Source organism: Paenibacillus sp. cl6col, assembly GCF_900102125.1.
Taxonomy (GTDB): Bacteria; Bacillota; Bacilli; order Paenibacillales; family Paenibacillaceae; genus Paenibacillus_B; species Paenibacillus_B suaedae.
In genome coordinates, this window is sequence record NZ_FNAZ01000004.1 from 261,302 (window position 1) to 278,592 (window position 17,291).

Consider the following 17,291-nt stretch of genomic DNA (forward strand, 5'->3'; position numbering starts at 1 on the left):
TTGTGTCAATTTTACTAGTATAAGAGGCAGCAATAACAATGAAAGCGCTGCTGTAGCCACTTTCTCCAAGAAAGTGGCTTTTTTCTTTACCCGATCTTTATCTCATCTTGATATGAGGCTAGTAAACTAGTTTCATCAACGAGATTGATAGAGAAGGGAAGAGGTAGTCTACGAATGAAAAGATTGACTATGGTATGTTTATCGGCGCTCCTATTCTTGGGGCTCTCGACTTATGTTTATATGCAGGATGTACATGGTTCACAGGAGGAACATGTCCTACTGCACTCACCTGAGGGCGGAGGACAGCAACTAGTAGGGAAGACGATCGTCCTTGACCCCGGCCATGGGGGACAGGATTCAGGTTCGGTTGGCCAGCAGGGCACACTGGAGAAGAATGTGACGCTGCAGACCGTTCAGGCGATTAAGCGCGAACTTCAGCGACGGACAGGCGCACAGGTCGTGGTCACAAGAGAGCAGGACGAGACGGTATCTTTGCAGCAGCGAATTGACGTCGCTGAAGAGAAGTCAGCAGATCTCTATGTGAGCGTTCATTATGATGCTTTCGATACGGGAGAAGCAGAAGGAATGACGACCTACTATTACGATGATAACAATTGGCAGCTTGCCAACACGATGCATGAGCATCTGAAGCAGAGCTTCAATATGCGAGATCGCGGCGTTCATGTAGGAGATTACATGGTGCTGCGGGATAATTCAAGACCGTCGATCCTACTTGAGCTTGGATACATCTCCAATCATGATGATGAGAAGCGAATGAAGTCGCAGGCTTTTCAAGAACAAGCGGCTAAGACAATTGTTGATGGAATCATAGATGTGCTGCGTTAATACGGAATGTAAGAGAGCAGGGTACAAATTGAAATGTAGATATAAAAAGAACAAGGGGTGCACTTCAGTGCATCCCTTGTTCTTTTATTATATATGAATTGGGAAGGGGGCAAAATAGAGAAAAATGATTAAGGCAAATCGATGACCATCACATGAGTGCCTGGTCTGAAGTGGAACTTCATCGTATCGGCATTCTTGATACGAGCTGCATCTCGACGATGTAGTACTTCACCGTCCTCGAAGCCAACTTCGCCTTCCATCACGAATACATACAGGGAGCGGTTCGGTCGTAGTTCGATAGTCGCTTCTTCTCCCTCTGGGAATTGGCCCAAATACATCGTCATATCTTGATGAATATGGGCAGTTCCAAGCTCTTCTGCGTGATTGGATACGACCGGAAGCAGGCGGTTCTGGATAGATTCCAAGCCGTAAGTATGCGTCTCATAGGATGGGTCGATCCCGAGTCGTTCCGGCATAAACCATAATTGCAGCAATTCAAGCGGCTCAGAGCTGGACGCATTCGCTTCACCATGGTAGATCCCTGTTCCGGCGCTCATGCGTTGAATTTGACCAGGCACGATAATTTCGCGGTTGCCTGTGCTGTCCTTATGCTCCAGTGCACCTTTCAAGACGACGGTTACGATTTCCATGTTTTTATGGGGATGTAGACCGAAACCAGTACCCGGCGCAATATGGTCATCATTTAGTACACGCAGTTCGCTGAAGTGCATATTTTCTGGATCATAGTAATCAGCGAAGGAGAAGCTGAAGTATGTCTTCAACCAACCATGGTTGTTATGATAGCGGTCTCCAGCCCGTTGGATGGAACGTTTCATTGTCGTGTTCATTGTAGAGTCCTCCCACTATGGTTCATATTCTGTACGATTAGGTTCGGCAGTTGTATGCCTTGATGAACAGAGTCTTTGATTAATTGCGTTAGTGAACGATTAATAATTGGATAATGCTGAAAAGTTACAGCAATGCGTCCAGAGACAAGGAGCCTGCGCCAATCAGTGCAACACCGATGGCAGCTGCAATCAGCATCACGTTGTATTCAATCCCGTTCGACGTTACCCAGTAGCCGTTCGCCCCATGGACCTTCACAATCGCAACAAGCATTGTACCGACAATAAATGCTGCGCCAAGCCATGTGAGGAAGCCGAGCCCGAACAGTAAGCCACCGGCAAGCTCAGTCAACCCAGCCATCAGCGCCATGAGTGGGCCAGGACGCATTCCGATAGACTCGAACCAGCCGCCTGTACCTTTAATTCCGTAACCGCCAAACCATCCGAACAGCTTCTGTGCTCCGTGTCCCATCATCGTCAATCCAATAACGAGACGAATAATCAATAAACCGTAATCTGCCAACATATAATATTCCTCCTAATAATGTAAGGTAAGAACGTTCTTCTTACCTGTTTATTTGTTAAAGTACTTGACTGAGAATCTCGAATTCGAGATATTAGTTCAAAATGAAACCCTTCTCTGATGAAAAGGGCTATTTCGGTGAAGGGACGCTCTGCCCCAATTTTTTCAATAAGCTAATGAGTTGCTCCTTGTCCTCCGAAGACATTCCATTCACGGCTTCGTGAAGAGCCTCTGCGTGCCTTGGGAATATGTCGCCAATGACGGCTTCTCCTTCAGGTGTCAGTTCAGCGTATATGACGCGACGATCTTTCTCGCAAGGTCTTCGCTGCAGCAGTCCCTTCTTCACGAGCTTGTCGATCACATAGGTCATTGTGCCGCTTGCCAGCAAAATCTTGCCGCCAATCTGCTGGATAGGGGTAGAACCCTTATGATAGAGCAATTCCATGACCGCAAATTCGGACGGATTGAGCTCATAATGCTTCATATCCTGCTGGGCGTAATCCATTAGTGCCCTAGATGCGCGGGATAGGACAACGAACAGCTTCAATGATTGTTGAATCTCGGGATCGAATGCATCCGTACGAGGTCTGGTCATCTGTCATTCACCACCTTTATGGTAAGGAGTTTTGATATCTTGAAAATTAATATCTCCAATTCGAGATAAATATATCATGCCCAAAACTCTTTGTCAACTCATAATTTTCAGTTGAACATGTAATCCTATATTGGGAGAAGACGGAGACTCGGTACAGAGTCAGTATTCAGTGTAGGGAACTTCGAAGGAGGAGGGGTTATATGCCTACAACAGAAGAGCAGCATAACGGAACTGCACAAGCAGGTATGCCGCAAAATGTAGAATGGTCCTCCTATGGAGAGAACAATGTTGTCTTCTTGAAGGATTGCTTTCGGCAGTGTGAAGACATGATTTTTTACACCTTCGAGTTGCAGGGAGGCAAGAAGGCTACCTTATGTTATCTGGATGGGCTGACGGATACGGCGATGCTGGATGAGCATATTATTGAACCGCTAAAGCAGCGTTATCCGGACAAGCCAGACTCCGCTAATGTACTGGCAGAGGATATTCTGCGAACGGTTACGGCTGTGAAGGTGACGCCGACTCATTCAATGGAGGCGGCAATGGAAGCAGTATTAGCAGGCTTGACCTTGCTTATACCTCACCGTTCATCTGCTGGATTTACGATTGATGCGATAAAGTTCGATCAGCGGGGCGTATCAGAGCCGTCTGCGGAATCGGTGGTACGCGGCCCAAGGGATGGATTCGTAGAAACGCTGCAGACAAACGCAGCATTGCTTCGTCGTCGTGTTCGAACACCACGGTTGAAGATGGTGTCGTTAAAGCGTGGTGAATTGACTCTCACAGAAATCCGGTACGTCTATATAGAAGGCATTGTGGACCCCCGATTGCTGGAAGAAGTGCGGAAGCGTCTGGAAGGCATGTCCTTGCAAAGTGTGCTGGACAGCGGTTATGTGGAAGAATGCTTGGAGGATATGCCGGCATCTCCATTTCCCCAGTTACTTACTACAGAGCGTCCAGATGTAGCTTCCTCCCATTTACTTGAGGGACGTATCGTCATATTGGTTGATGGGTCGCCAGTTGCCCTCATTGCGCCAGGACTGTGGGCATCGTTCTTGCAATCTCCTGAGGATTACTATGAGCGCCACCACTTCGGCACCATCATCCGCTGGCTGCGCTACATTTGCCTCGTGATTTCATTAATTGGTCCCTCTCTTTATGTAGCCATTATCACCTACCATCAGGAGATGATTCCAACTGCTCTCATATTAACGATGGCTAAAGCCCGCAGCCAAGTCCCATTTCCAGCGCTTGTAGAGGCGTTCTTGATGGAGATTATGTTCGAGGCGCTTCGTGAAGCGGGCGCGCGGCTGCCACAGCAGGTTGGTTCTGCAATCAGCATCGTCGGTGCTCTCGTTATTGGTCAAGCCGCAATAACTGCAGGGCTCGTCTCTGCTCCAATGGTTATGGTTGTCGCGATTACAGGGGTATCCTCATTTTTAGTGCCGCATTACAACTTGGGAATCGCCGTGCGGCTGCTGCGCTTTCCTATGATGATCCTCTCGGGCATGCTAGGCATGCTGGGATTAATGATGGGGGTCATATTGCTGATGACACATCTGTTTACATTGAGATCGTTCGGTATCCCTTATATGTCAGGAATTGCGCCAATGCGCAAAGAAGAGCTCAAAGATATTTTTCTTCGTGTTCCCGTATGGACGGAGAATACCCAAATGGAGCGCGATGTATCTGCGCGAATGGAAGTCGGGGGTAGCAGAGGCAGAGGGGGAACCTAGAAGGCAGCTTGATAGGCAGAGAATAAGAAACGGGATGCTGTCATGTCAAGAAAGCCTTTAGGGTTGATTATTCTCATGGAGGATAGAGGTGAGTATGCATTTGACTCGGGTGATTCGATATTTAGCAAGCATAATTCTTCTCTGTCTGCTGGTACCCCTGCTTGCAAGCTGCTGGGATCGGACTGAAATTGAGCAGCTCTCCATTATTCTTGCTGCCGGATTGGATCAGGACGGGGATGGGGGGATAAAGACGACATTGCAGGTATATGTCCCTAAGGAAGGAGGAGCTTCGGCTACGTCCAGCGGGGGCAAGGAGGGGGGAGGAGGCTCAACGACAGTATTCTCGGCAAATGGGAAAACACTTGGCGAGGCCGTATTTGAGCTGCAAAATAAGATGCCGAGATATATATTTTGGGGACAAACGGAAGTGTACGTAATTAGCAAAAAGCTGGCACAAGAGGGGCTGCTGAAGCATTTCGACTTCTTCCTGCGATATCAGAATCCGCGTGAACATGCGCTTATATTTATTACAGATGGGGAAGCAAGTGATTTTCTCAAGTCGATGCCTCAGCTCCATCAAAACGTTGCAGAGATGTTTAAGGATCTTGGCAAGTCGCGTTCAATATGGGATGTTACGCTGCTTGATTATATGAAGATGATGGCTGGAGATTCATCGATGGGGTTTGCACCGTATGTGGAATGGAAGACGAGCGAACTTGGTGTCCGTGTCCCTTCGATAGATAAGCTGTCAGTCTTCAAAAAGGATCATTATGTTGGCGAAATAGGCGGTAAAGATGTGGTTGGTGTGATGTGGCTGCGTGGGGAGAAGAAGCGTTTAACGGTCTCTTTGTGCAAGGAAGGGGATGGAAAGGACTGTTTGTCGCTTCGAGTTCGCCGCAATACGTTGACGTTCGATCCGTATTGGGATGGAAAGCAGCTGACAATGCATATGAAGCTGGTTGCCTTCATGGATATGACGCAAAATAGCACGAGGCTGGACGTGTCTGATTCTGATCAAGCGCGTCAAGCGGAAACCCGGATAGAAGCGAACATTGAGCAGCTGATTAAGCAATCTATTAAGACTTCACAGCAGAAGCTGACCGCCGATGTGTTCGATTTCGCAGCACGTGTGCATCGAAAGTATCCTTCACAGTGGAAAGAGCAGATCGGGCCAAATTGGGATCGCATTTATGCCAACATGAAAACCGAAATTGATGTACATGCCCTGATTGAGAGGCCAGGCAGCATCACAAGCACCATTGAGCAGAAGGCGGGTGTGCATTAATGGGGAACTATTTTCTAGCGGGAATGAGCCTGCTGTTGATTGTCAATCTGATCTGGGAATGGAAGATCGGTACTTTTTCCAAGCAGAATGACAGAGAAAAACGTGTGTTTTTTGTGTTGTGGGGGCTCGCCTGGGTCGTTGTTGTTTCTGTAAGCCAGTTCCCGCCGTGGACGTCGCCCCGACAATGGATTGATTTCGTATATAAGCCGCTGTTGTTGTGGTTGAAGCAACCATCATAATCCAATAAAAAGAGGGAGTTGGCAAGGGTATGGAACGAGGGCGAATAACTTGGCCGCAGCTGTGCATGCTGACCTATTTGATGGTGTGCGCTACAGCCGTGCTCGTGATTCCAACGGTAGCTTCCCAAATCGCGGGCCGAGATGCATGGATGACATCGATTATTGGCTCGGTAGCGGGATTTATCACACTATATATTGCCATGCGCCTAAATCGGTACTATCCCGAGATGACGATGGTCGAGTATGCACCCGCACTCATTGGACGCTGGGCCGGGATGATGGCGAACGGAGTGCTCCTATTTTTCCTACTGCATGGAGCAGGGCTCATTGTAAGGGAATATGGAGAGTTTATCGTCGGTTCCCTCCTTATTCGTACGCCTGAGACAGTCATCAATACAGCTCTTATATTCGTAAGTGCAGTAGCTATCCGTGGAGGGATTGAAGTCATTGGCAAGTTTGCCTTGCTCATCGCTCCTTTGTTTATGATTTTATTGGTCTGCATCCCTTTGTTTCTCCTTCCTGAGCTGAGTGCAACAGAGGTGTTCCCGATTTTGAACAATGGATGGAGGCCGGTATTGAAGGGTTCGATTACACCCGCAACTTGGTTTTTGGAATTTTTGTTGATCGGATTTTTCCTTCCTTATGCAATCGGCAACCGCAGCCGACTAAAATGGAGCTTATCACCGCTAATCCTTACGCTGCTTACCATGGTGCTCACGAATTTCGTTTGCTTGTTTTTATTTGGTCCGCTGACATCCATGTTCACGTTCCCTGTATTTGTGGCGTCTCGCTACATCAGCCTTGCAGGTTTCTTTGAACATGTGGAGGCGGTGGTAGTCGTTCTATGGGTAATGGGGGGCTTCGTACAAATTGCCGCCTGGTATTACGTGCTTGTGCTTGGAACCGCGCAGTGGTTGAAGCTCAAGGATTATCGGCCAATCATTTTTCCGATTGGCGTTCTCATCATCGCGATGAGTTTCTGGATTTCCGATAATTTGCAGGATATGGTGGATTTATTTATGACAACGGAGCCTCTTTTTTCTGCAACTGTGCTGCTCGTGTATCCACTGCTTCTGCTTATCATTGCGTGGTGGAAGAAGAGGCGGATCTTACATAAGGAAACACGAGATTAATGCCGTAATTTCTATCTAATAAGCGAATGCTACTCTTTCAGGTGGATCGTACCACTGCTATGTTGAAATTTCGGCGCTGCATCGCAGCAGTCTTGATTGACGATGATAGTGCCAGAGGGTGGAATGACGGTGATTTCGCAAAGTAACCGCTTTCGGGCGGTACCTGACACCTATAAGGAGTGTGCATGATCATTCTTACTACCAAGTCTCGTCATAAGCGCAAATTCTCCGATAGTCGGAAGTATTTGTGGATAGGTACACTGGAGGGAGCTAACGCGGTCGTTACCCTTACTTTGCTGGGCGGCCCTTTCCGCTGATTAGATGCATAGCATAGCTATGCCCCTAGAGAATAGCTTTGTTTTTATAATAAAAGATGGGGCGTTCTATGAGGGTAGCTTTCGCTTCTATTCATGGGACGCCCCTGTTCTGCAATATAGTACGGTTACGGATTCATTTGCTGCTTGCGATATGTGTTTGGTGACATGCCTTGTGTCTTCTTGAATACTTTACTGAAATATTTCTCATCCTGATACCCAACCATCTCGGCCACCTGAGCGATGCGCAGGTGGGGGTTGAGCAGCAGCCGGAGTGCTTTGTCCATGCGAATATTCGTTATATAGTCAGACAGGTTAATGCCGAGCTGCTGCTTGAATTTGCGAGAGATGTATTCGCGGCTTACATAGAAGCGCTGCGCGATATCCTGCAGCGATACCTCCTCATGATAGTGCTGCTCCACGTACTTGGCGATATCATAAATGATGTGCTGTTCTTCCTTCTTTTGCTGCACCAGCAGGCCGGACAGCTGAGTAAGGGAAGACAGCCAGGCCTGCTCCCAGTCGCTCCATGAGAAATCATCCATACATTCGGGACAATGGAAGTGAATAGACATCTGATCTGGTATACCAGCGTGCATTTCCTCAACTGAAGCGGCATCTGGAGCGGCAGCTTGCTCCATCCGAACACGAAAGGCTTCCCACTCCTTCATCCACCCAATAAGCATATCCGGGGTTAGCTGCGACAGCTGCTTCTGTGCTTCGATGAAGGCGTGCACGGCCTGACGGAGCTGTTCTTTATGCCCGCTTAACAGAGCAAGTCTCCATTCCTCCTCGAAGGAGGCAAGTCGGATCTGCTTGGAGACTCCCGTATGCTGAGGGGGAGAAGCGATTCGCGCGGTCTCATCCGCTAATGATTCCGTTGTAACCTTAGACTTATGGATATGCGTTCTGTGCTTGAGCAAATTGCGGTGCATTAACGCATGTTTGGCTTCGGCATATCCGGCGGAGATTCCTGCGGGTAGGGAGAATGAACTCGATACACCGAAGTGCAGTCGGTGCTTGAAGGTCTGTTCCAGCCCGGCATTCAGTTGATCCAGCACAGCCTCCAGCCGCATGGGAGAATCCCACATGAGGATAATAAGCTCGCCTTCCGGGGCGCCATAGCGGAAAGCGGTGCCGCAAGTCGATACGTGATTACGCTGCCCATCCGATGCGTAGGTCTTGCCGTTCAGCAGTTCATCGGCAATATTGACAAGCGAGTAGAATAGCAGATGTCTATTCTCGCCGAATTTCCCGCGCCAATTGACGTGCCCTGCGTGAATTCGAGCTACAGCAAGCCGAGCGCACGTGATGGCTTCGGGGAGATAGAACTCGCGCTGCAATCTGCGCACATTTCCTTCATAGACACAAGGATCGTCCAATAAACCAGACCACAGCTTCTCAGCCAGCATTGGCTTGAATTCGTTGGCTTGCATGCGCTGCTGCTGGCTTGATTGGCGAACGTCCTCCTCTTGCTTCCACGCGGCGACCGCCTTGCCGATGGCGTTATTAACTGCATCGGGGTCGATTGGTTTCAATATATAATCCATGCCACCATGCTGCATAGCATGGCGAACGAGTGAGAAATCATCATGCCCGCTGATGGCAATGATCTTGCTTGAAGGAGCATGGCGGCTCATCCACTCCATAAGCGCTGTTCCGCTCATGGTCGGCATCATCATGTCGGTCATGACCAGCTGAGGCTTGTGCTGTTGAATCAGTTCGACAGCCTGCTCGCCGTCCGCAGCCTCCATAATCGTATCAATTCCGTGTGTATCCCATTCTACAAGCAATCGGATTGCATCCCGTACGTGCTTCTCATCGTCTACGATTAATGCCTTCATCATGTTAGTTATCACGCTCCAATTCCAGCTCTATCACAATACGAGTGCCTTGTGGATCCTGCTCCTCGACTCTCATCGTAGATTTGCCGTCGGTGAACAGCTGCAGCCGGGCGAGCACATTGACCAGTCCAATGCTGGACGGCGAGCCAGAGGAGGAATCCGAGACGAATTCGTCCCGTGACAAGGTATGGCTTGTTCGTGTGCCCAGCAGCTCTGGATGTACCTCCTTCAGCCTCTCGTTCAGTTCGATTCTACGCATCAAGGTCATGCCTCGACCGTTATCTTCAACGATTAGCTGCAGACAGGGGACAACTATGCCTTGTGCTTGTTCTGTTCGCTCAATATATCTGGTGCGAATGGCAAGCTGCCCACTCGGTACGGAACGGTCTATTCCGTGCTTGAAATAGTTCTCGACGAGAGGCTGCAGCGTCATCTTCGGCACTTGAGTGTCCAGCGTTCGCTCGTCAATATCGAATACGGCTTGGAAAGTGTCTTCGAATCGCTGTAATTGCAGCTGCAAATAGGCCTTCACATGTTCGAGCTCTTCTTGCACGGTTGCTGTGCTCTTGTCCGTATACATGCTGTAGCGCATCATCTTACCCAGCGCGGTGACAAGCTTATAAATATGCGGCGCATTATGCTGCAGCGCCAGTGTTCCAATCGATTGCAGCGCATTGTTCATGAAATGCGGGTTAATTTGGGCCTGCAGCGCTTTGAGCTGGTTTGATTTGTTCGCAAGCTCAAGCTGATATTCCCGCAAAATAAGGTTGTTGATCATATCCATCATATTGCGGAATCGCTTCAGGACGACGCCGATCTCATCGTTGCTGACAGGTTGGATATTTACGCGCAAGTTCCCCGTTTGCACTTGGTTGATGTAGCGGACGAGCTGACGTATCGGCTTTGTAATGCGGAACGATACGACGATCGTAGCAATAATGATGACAATCAGCGACAGGGCGATGAGCATCATGTTAATGACTGCGGCCTGATTCGCCTCCTGCAGCAAGTACGATTTCGGTATCTTCTTCACGAGCGTCCAATTCGCCAGCGGCGTCGCAACGCGCTCATGAATGAAAATGGCTCCATTCTGCTCGTAGTGGCCACTTTCTTTCTTGTTGATTTGTTCGCGGTTGTACCAGCTTGCTTCGAGCTGCTGTCCAATGATTTGTCGGTCATCTGCGTAGAAGACGTGTCCGGAATCATCTAGCAGATAGATGCTTTCCTGCTCCTGCGTGTACAGCTGATCCATAATTTGAGCGAGTGATTCAAGCTTCACATCGACTGACAGCATCCCAATGCGATCGTTGGCCGGGATGCGGTAAATCGGCCGGTGCAAGGTGAATACCTGTACACTCGGGAAGTAGAACGGTGACGAGGAGAACCCGTACGTATGGCTTAAATGTGTAGGCTGCATCTGAATGCCGTTCTTCGCATAGCGGGCTGTATCCTCATAGAGCTTCGCATCGTAGATGCGCCGAGGCACGCTCTGAATGACCAGCGAGGCGCGCTTCGTTTCGGTGCGATAGAAGTACACCTGCCATATTCCGTTCATAGACGATGCCATATTTTGCAGCGTGACATAGGTATAGGAATCGAACGTGTAATCGTCATAGCCTCTGTCCAGCTGGCGATAAAATTCATAGTCGGTATAGATCGTTAAGGAGGCACGGTTCAAATTGTCCACGAAATTCGCTAAGTTCGTCTTCCCTTGGAACATTAGCTGATGGCTTTGCTCAATGGCGCGCTTCTCTAGTGAATCCGTCGTATAGCTGTATGAAATGATCATCGTCGCTACAGTCGGGACGATAGTGGCAATGAGCATAAATAAAATAAGTTTGGTACGGATACTGTTCCACCGCATACATTCGCCCCCTCAGATTCACAGTGTAACGCTTACATTGGGAGGGGGTCAATATATTCCACCTTTTCGTTCAAGACCATCTGTGGTAACCGTTTACATTCGCGTGCATACTGAAAGCAACAAGAACGAATAACCTCTATTATTTCTGTTGAAAAGGAGAGAGTCGGATGTCGCGTAAACGATCATCTCAAGCCCTGCAGCAAGTCTTTTTCATCGGACCTGCGGCATTCTTTTTTACCCTTATCGTCGCAATTCCTTTTGTGCTCGGCATGTACTATTCCTTCACCGATTGGAATGGAGTCGCGGGTACTGTGAAGTGGGTAGGGCTCGATAATTTCATTCAAATATTTGCGAAGGACTCGGATTTCTTCCCAGCCTTCTGGTTTACGACACGCTTTACGGTCGTCGGCATTATACTAACGAACTTATTCGGCTTCGCGCTGGCTTATATTTTGACCCGACAACTGAAGCTGCGCAACGTGCTGCGGACGGTATTTTTTATGCCGAATGTCATCGGGGGGCTGCTGCTTGGCTTCATCTGGCAGTTCATTTTCATTAAGGGATTTGCAGCGGTAGGAGAGATGACGGGGATTGAATTTTTCAACCTGCCATGGCTCGGTGACGAGACAACGGCCTTCTGGGGAATCATTATCGTATTTGTCTGGCAGACTGCCGGTTACTTGATGGTTATCTATATTGCAGCAATGATGAATGTGCCCAAAGACGTGCTGGAAGCCGCAGAAATTGACGGGGCAACCCGGGGACAGGTGCTGCGCAACATTATCATCCCGCTGATTATGCCGGCTGTAACGGTATGCTTGTTCTTGGCGATCTCTTGGTCGTTCAAGATGTTCGATCTGAACTTGTCCCTGACGAAGGGCGGCCCGTTCAAATCAACAGAATCGGTTGCGCTTAACATTTACTTAGAAGCATTCCAGAACAATCGGTACGGCCTCGGCACAGCGAAGGCGCTCGTATTCTTCTTGATTGTCTCTGCCATTACGCTCATCCAAGTGCGCATCACGAAGAGCAAGGAGGTTGATATGTAATGGAAGCCATTAAATCATACAATATGCGAGCCTTTATTTTAGAAGTCCTGATGGTTATTGTGGGACTTGTCTTCCTTGTCCCGTTCTACTTCTTGCTCGTGAACTCGGTGAAGTCCTTCGGAGATCTGCTGTCCAACGCGGCAAGCTGGCCGGCATCGTTCGAATGGGCGAACTATCAGAAGGCATGGGAAATGACGAAATTCCCGCAAGCATTCACCAATTCATTGCTTATTACGGTAGTAAGCGTTCTGCTTGTAGGCTTAACGAGCGCTATGGCGGCATATCGGATGGTACGCCATAATACGCGCTTCAACCGAACGTTATTCATGCTGTTCGTCGCGGCGATGGTCATCCCGTTTCAATCGATCATGATTCCCCTCGTGAAGGTAACGGGAACGTTGAAGCTGACCGATAGTATGCTAGGGCTGGTTGTATGTTATCTTGGATTTGGCGCGCCGCTGTCGGTATTCCTGTTCCACGGCTTCATCAAATCCGTTCCGCTTGAAATTGAAGAAGCTGCTGTGGTGGATGGTTGTTCTCCCTATGGCGTATTCTGGAAGGTTGTATTTCCGCTGTTGAAGCCGATGTTCGTTACGGTTGCGATTCTGAACAGCTTATGGATCTGGAATGACTACTTGCTGCCTTCACTTATGCTGCAGAGTGCCAGCCTGCGGACGATTCCGCTCGCAACATATGCATTCTTCGGACAGTTCACGAAGCAGTGGGATCTCGCACTGCCGGCGCTCGTGCTTGGTATAACGCCGATCGTAATCTTCTTCTTGGCGATGCAGAAGTATATTATCGAAGGGATTACTGCCGGATCGGTCAAAGGGTAATTAGTACACGAATCGATCAATGAATTCCACCTGATCGGTCAATTCTCTCTCTGTAACCGTTTGCAAAACAAGAGCTATAATCAAGATGCAGCAAGCGATAAGAGCCACTGGCAGTTCACCTTAGCCACTTATGCTGCTGGGATTGTTGATGGTTCCGACGGATGAGTTGTGGAACATGTGGAAATGGTACAGTGAGGAGATTGGTATAGCAACCGAATGAATGAAAAGGGAAGCAGACAAAGGGAGGTCTTGCAATGAAGCGAGTTGCGAAATGGTCTTTGTTAATGATGTTGGCGGTATCCGTCATGCTGGCGGGCTGCGGATCGAAGGGCGATGGAGGAACAACGAGCTCTGGCGGCGATCAAGGAAAAGGCAATCAAGAAGTAAAGACAGTTAAAATATTTCAGTTCAAAGTCGAAATTGCTGAGGCACTCAACCGCCTAAAGGGCGAGTTCGAGAAGACTCATCCGAATATTAAACTCGATATTCAGACAGTGGGCGGCGGTGCGGATTACGGCGCAGCATTGAAGGCGAAGTTCGCAAGCAACGATGCTCCTGATATATTCAACAATGGCGGCTATCAAGAGATGATTACGTGGGCAGATCATCTGGAAGACTTGTCTGCAGAGCCATGGGTGAAGGATGTCATTCCTCTTGCTAAGGAGCCTATGACGAAGGACGGCAAGCTGTACGGCATGCCGATGAACTTAGAGGGATACGGCTTCATCTACAATAAGGATCTATTCCAGAAGGCAGGCATTGCAGAGATGCCGAAGACGCTGACTCAGCTTGAAGACGCAGCGAAGAAGCTTCAGGCAGCGGGCATTACACCTTTCTCGAATGGTTATCAGGAATGGTGGATTCTCGGTATTCACAACTTGAACGTGCCGTTTGCACAACAAGCAGACCCAAATGCATTTATTAAGGCGCTTAGTGATGGCAGTGCGAAGTTCCAAGGCAACCCGGAATTCGAGAAATGGGTGAAGCTGCTCGATCTGACGGTGAAATACGGAAATAAAAATCCGCTCACTACGGACTACAATACACAAGTAACGCTGTTTGCTAAGGGTGAGACGGCGATGATGCAGCAAGGCAACTGGACACAAGTTCAAATCGACAGCATTGATCCAAAATTGAACTTGGGTGTACTCCCAATGCCAATCGATGATGATGCAGCGAAGAACGATAAGCTCCTCGTCGGTGTACCGAACAACTGGGTAGTGAACAAGAACTCGAAGGTGAAAGAAGAGGCGAAGACATTCTTGAACTGGATGGTATCTTCTGATATCGGCAAGGAATACATTGCGAAGCAGTTCAAGTTCATTCCTGCGATGTCGACGATTCAGGCGACAGCGGATGACCTTGGCGACATTGCCGCAGAAGTGGTGAAGTACAGCCAGGACAACAAAGTGCTGAGCTGGAACTGGTTCAAGTATCCGGACGGCGCAACACAGGAATTCGGCAATGCAATTCAAGCCTATATTGCCGGCAAGTCGGATAAGGACAAAATGTTCGCTGACTTCCAGAAGGCTTGGGATAATCTGAAAAAGTAACAATAAATGCGGCGGCCTCTATCTAGAGGCCGCTTTGTTGTTGCCACAGGTTAGCGTTTTCATCACAGGTTTGACTTAAAAGGCAGTCAATTTGGGGCAGGTGATCTCACAATACTTGCATTTCGAGGTTTGTCACACTGGTGTAACAGAGGGACGATATGATGTGGCATGCATTCAATTCGCTACCTTCGTGCCCGAGGGAATACTTCTGTGTTCTATTGATGGTATGGGGGAGTAGCGGTAATGAAGGAGGCATGCACACAGATGAGAAGAGGATTACTAACAACGATTGCAGCAGCTATGGCTGTAAGCATGTTCACAGGCTGCAGTCAACAAGAGGTAGCCAAGGTGGAAGATAGTGCAGTAGCGGTATCCAACCCTGTTCAAGCCATACAGGCTGCTTATCGTAAATTCACGTACCAGGTTGACCCGGCAACATTTGATATCGTGATCGAGCATGGCGGCGTTAAGGAACACGCTTCTGTCCCGATCAAGCCACGGAATGTACGTGATATGAAGCAGATGATTGACCGTACAGAATGGACGTATCCAGATGATAAGGTCAAGGTAATTCTACAGAAGAAGGAGGGGTATCTGGACATTCGCATTCAATCGATCGGAGCGGAGCAATTCGCATGGCCGACGGTACAAGCAGACAGCTACATGCTGCCGCTATGGGAAGGCAAGCGAATCCCTGCCCAAGATCCGAATTGGAAGAAGTTCCTTCACGAAGAGACGATGACATGGGGCGAGTCCTTCTCGATGAATTTCATGGCGCTCAATAAGAGCAAGTTCGGCCTGCTCTATGTGGTCGAGAATCCCTTTAACAATGAAGTCTCGTTCCATACAGAACCGAGTATTGAGATGGCGTTTACGCATGAGTTCCCATCGATTAATCCAAACAAAGAATATGGATTCCGCTTATATGTAACGGACAATGATCCGGTAGCTGTTGCGAAACTGTACCGGGAATATGTGAAGGAGCAGCATGACTTCAAGACACTTGCGGAGAAGGCGAAGGACAATCCGGACATTGAGAAGCTATATGGCGCTCCGCATATGTATATGTGGAACAGCCAAGCGCTGGATGAGACGAATATCCATTGGCCTGTCATGAAGAAGAAGCTTAATGAACCGATATGGTCATGGATTGCGAAGCTGGCGGATCAATTTACGGAGGATGGTGGTCAAGAGCTGCGAAATGCGCTGTCAGAAGGCAGGCAGGATGGTGTGTATGCATACCAGAAGCGGGTCATGGTCAGAGCCTTGAACCAGGTGATGAAGCTGGAGCAGTTGTATCAAGCGGATCAATTTCCGAAGCTGGATGCCGAATCACAGCAGCTTGTCTCTGCTGGTGTTAGCAAGCTAAGTGAACAGAAGCTGTATGAACTGAACAAGCGCTTATTGAAACATGCATTCGGAGAATCGCTGGACGATCCTTCAGCATGGGGACAGGATAAGTCTAGTGCGATCATTTCTGAGATGAGGCAGTTCGGTATTGCTAAGGCGTGGATTGGATTGCCGAACTGGGCAGATGGATTAATGAATCCAACTTTCGTCGAGAATGCTTCGAAGTTTGGATACTTAATAGGGCCTTATGATTCGTATCATTCGATCCAGAAGGAAGAGAACAAGGACTGGAATACAGCGTACTTCCCAGATGCCTCGCTGTATGAAGAAGCTACGATTACCAATAAGAAGGGGGTCAAGATCGGGGGATTCCTGAATCGCGGACGCAAGTTGAATCCGACCTTATCACTTCCTAGTGTGAAGCAGCGCATGGAGCTGATTCTGCAGGATCACATTCTGTATAATACGTGGTTCATTGATTGTGATGCAACAGGGGAAATTTATGATGACTACACCCCTGGACATATCACGACGCAGGAGCAAGATCGGAAGGCACGCCTTGAGCGCATGAATTATATTGCGAAGGAGAAGCATATGGTCATTGGCTCCGAGGGTGGGAACGACTTTGCCAGCAGCGTGATTGCTTTCGCGCATGGCTTGGAAACCCCGGTTATCAAGTGGATCGATAAGGATATGCGCGAAGATAAGAACAGCCCCTATTATGTAGGAGCCTATTGGTCGCCGGACGGCGGTATTCCGGGCAAATATGCGAAGCAGATCCCGATTAAGGAACTGTACCAGCATATTTATATTGATCCGGTGTACTCCCTGCCTTTATTCAAGCTGGTATACAACGATTCGGTCATTACAACCCATCACTGGGAATGGGGAAGCCTCAAAATAAAGGATGAGGTGACAGCACGCATGCTGTACGAGCTGCTGTACAATGTTCCGCCGCTGTATCATCTTGATAAGCAAGAATGGGACAATCATAAAGGTTCGATCACATCATATCTGAGGGTATGGTCACCTTTCCATGCGAAGGCTGTGCAGAGGGAGATGACCGCATTTGAGGTGCTGTCTTCGGATCGCCTTGTTCAGTCGGCTCAGTATGGGGAGGATTTGAAAGTCGTCGTTAACTTCTCCGATAAGGATATTTCCTATGGTACAGATACAGTGAAGGCAATGTCAGCGCTTATTCTCGATGGGAAGCAGCGCGTTGTCTTCGAGGCAGGTTCAGTTTTTATGGCGAAATAATCTATTAGCAAAGTAACGAAGA

The 17,291-nt window shown here is 48.6% G+C and carries 15 protein-coding genes; 10 read left to right on the forward strand and 5 right to left on the reverse strand.

What is annotated here, in order from left to right; translation table 11 throughout:
* Positions 1-174: 174 nt before the first annotated feature.
* Positions 175-846, forward strand: coding sequence for an N-acetylmuramoyl-L-alanine amidase family protein (locus BLS15_RS13050; RefSeq protein WP_028533547.1), 672 nt, complete (start codon positions 175-177; stop codon positions 844-846).
* Positions 847-974: 128 nt separating this feature from the next.
* On the opposite strand, the gene BLS15_RS13055 is transcribed toward BLS15_RS13050, so the two are convergent.
* From BLS15_RS13055 to BLS15_RS13065, 3 genes are all read right to left on the reverse strand, one after another.
* Complete coding sequence (locus tag BLS15_RS13055; protein ID WP_090511873.1) at positions 975-1,694, reverse strand: pirin family protein; 720 nt, start codon at positions 1,692-1,694, stop codon at positions 975-977.
* Positions 1,695-1,818: 124 nt separating this feature from the next.
* Positions 1,819-2,217: a DoxX family protein gene (locus BLS15_RS13060; protein WP_090511878.1), complete on the reverse strand. Its 399-nt coding sequence runs from the start codon at positions 2,215-2,217 to the stop codon at positions 1,819-1,821.
* Between the two features lie 127 nt (positions 2,218-2,344).
* Positions 2,345-2,809 (reverse strand): MarR family winged helix-turn-helix transcriptional regulator, encoded by a 465-nt coding sequence (locus BLS15_RS13065; RefSeq protein WP_021256250.1) that lies wholly within the window; start codon positions 2,807-2,809, stop codon positions 2,345-2,347.
* Positions 2,810-3,009: 200 nt separating this feature from the next.
* Here BLS15_RS13065 and BLS15_RS13070 point away from each other — a divergent pair, with 200 nt between their 5' ends.
* The 5 genes from BLS15_RS13070 (at position 3,010) to BLS15_RS29825 (ending at position 7,519) form a co-directional block, all read left to right on the forward strand.
* A complete protein-coding gene (locus BLS15_RS13070) occupies positions 3,010-4,545 on the forward strand; it encodes a spore germination protein (RefSeq protein ID WP_090511882.1) in 1,536 nt (511 codons plus the stop codon).
* Between the two features lie 94 nt (positions 4,546-4,639).
* Positions 4,640-5,830 carry a Ger(x)C family spore germination protein gene (locus BLS15_RS13075; RefSeq protein WP_028533549.1) on the forward strand — a complete coding sequence of 397 codons (1,191 nt, stop codon included), beginning with the start codon at positions 4,640-4,642 and terminating at the stop codon, positions 5,828-5,830.
* Entirely contained in the window at positions 5,830-6,069 is a 240-nt protein-coding gene (locus BLS15_RS13080) for a hypothetical protein (protein ID WP_021256247.1), read from the forward strand. The genes BLS15_RS13075 and BLS15_RS13080 overlap by 1 nt, the downstream gene beginning before the upstream one ends.
* 29 nt (positions 6,070-6,098) lie before the next feature.
* Complete coding sequence (locus tag BLS15_RS13085; RefSeq protein ID WP_028533550.1) at positions 6,099-7,202, forward strand: GerAB/ArcD/ProY family transporter; 1,104 nt, start codon at positions 6,099-6,101, stop codon at positions 7,200-7,202.
* 185 nt (positions 7,203-7,387) lie between these two features.
* A complete protein-coding gene (locus tag BLS15_RS29825; RefSeq protein WP_265332130.1) occupies positions 7,388-7,519 on the forward strand; it encodes a hypothetical protein in 132 nt (43 codons plus the stop codon).
* Between the two features lie 125 nt (positions 7,520-7,644).
* Here the strand turns inward: BLS15_RS29825 and BLS15_RS13090 are convergent, their stop codons facing one another.
* Entirely contained in the window at positions 7,645-9,363 is a 1,719-nt protein-coding gene (locus BLS15_RS13090; RefSeq protein ID WP_231515198.1) for a response regulator, read from the reverse strand.
* Between the two features lies 1 nt (position 9,364).
* The gene (locus tag BLS15_RS13095) at positions 9,365-11,224 is read right to left on the reverse strand and encodes a cache domain-containing sensor histidine kinase (RefSeq protein WP_028533552.1); all 1,860 of its coding nucleotides are present in this window, start codon (positions 11,222-11,224) and stop codon (positions 9,365-9,367) included.
* 167 nt (positions 11,225-11,391) lie between these two features.
* On the opposite strand from BLS15_RS13095, the gene BLS15_RS13100 reads away from it, so the two are divergent.
* The 4 genes from BLS15_RS13100 to BLS15_RS13115 all read left to right on the forward strand — a co-directional run bounded on the left by BLS15_RS13100 (position 11,392) and on the right by BLS15_RS13115 (position 17,269).
* A complete protein-coding gene (locus BLS15_RS13100; protein WP_021256243.1) occupies positions 11,392-12,273 on the forward strand; it encodes a carbohydrate ABC transporter permease in 882 nt (293 codons plus the stop codon).
* On the forward strand, positions 12,273-13,109 hold the full coding sequence (locus BLS15_RS13105) for a carbohydrate ABC transporter permease (RefSeq protein WP_028533553.1): 837 nt from the start codon (positions 12,273-12,275) through the stop codon (positions 13,107-13,109). The genes BLS15_RS13100 and BLS15_RS13105 overlap by 1 nt, the downstream gene beginning before the upstream one ends.
* A 254-nt stretch (positions 13,110-13,363) precedes the next feature.
* Complete coding sequence (locus BLS15_RS13110; RefSeq protein ID WP_028533554.1) at positions 13,364-14,662, forward strand: ABC transporter substrate-binding protein; 1,299 nt, start codon at positions 13,364-13,366, stop codon at positions 14,660-14,662.
* A 264-nt stretch (positions 14,663-14,926) separates the two neighbouring features.
* Complete coding sequence (locus tag BLS15_RS13115) at positions 14,927-17,269, forward strand: glycoside hydrolase (protein WP_028533555.1); 2,343 nt, start codon at positions 14,927-14,929, stop codon at positions 17,267-17,269.
* The last annotated feature ends 22 nt before the right edge of the window (positions 17,270-17,291 follow it).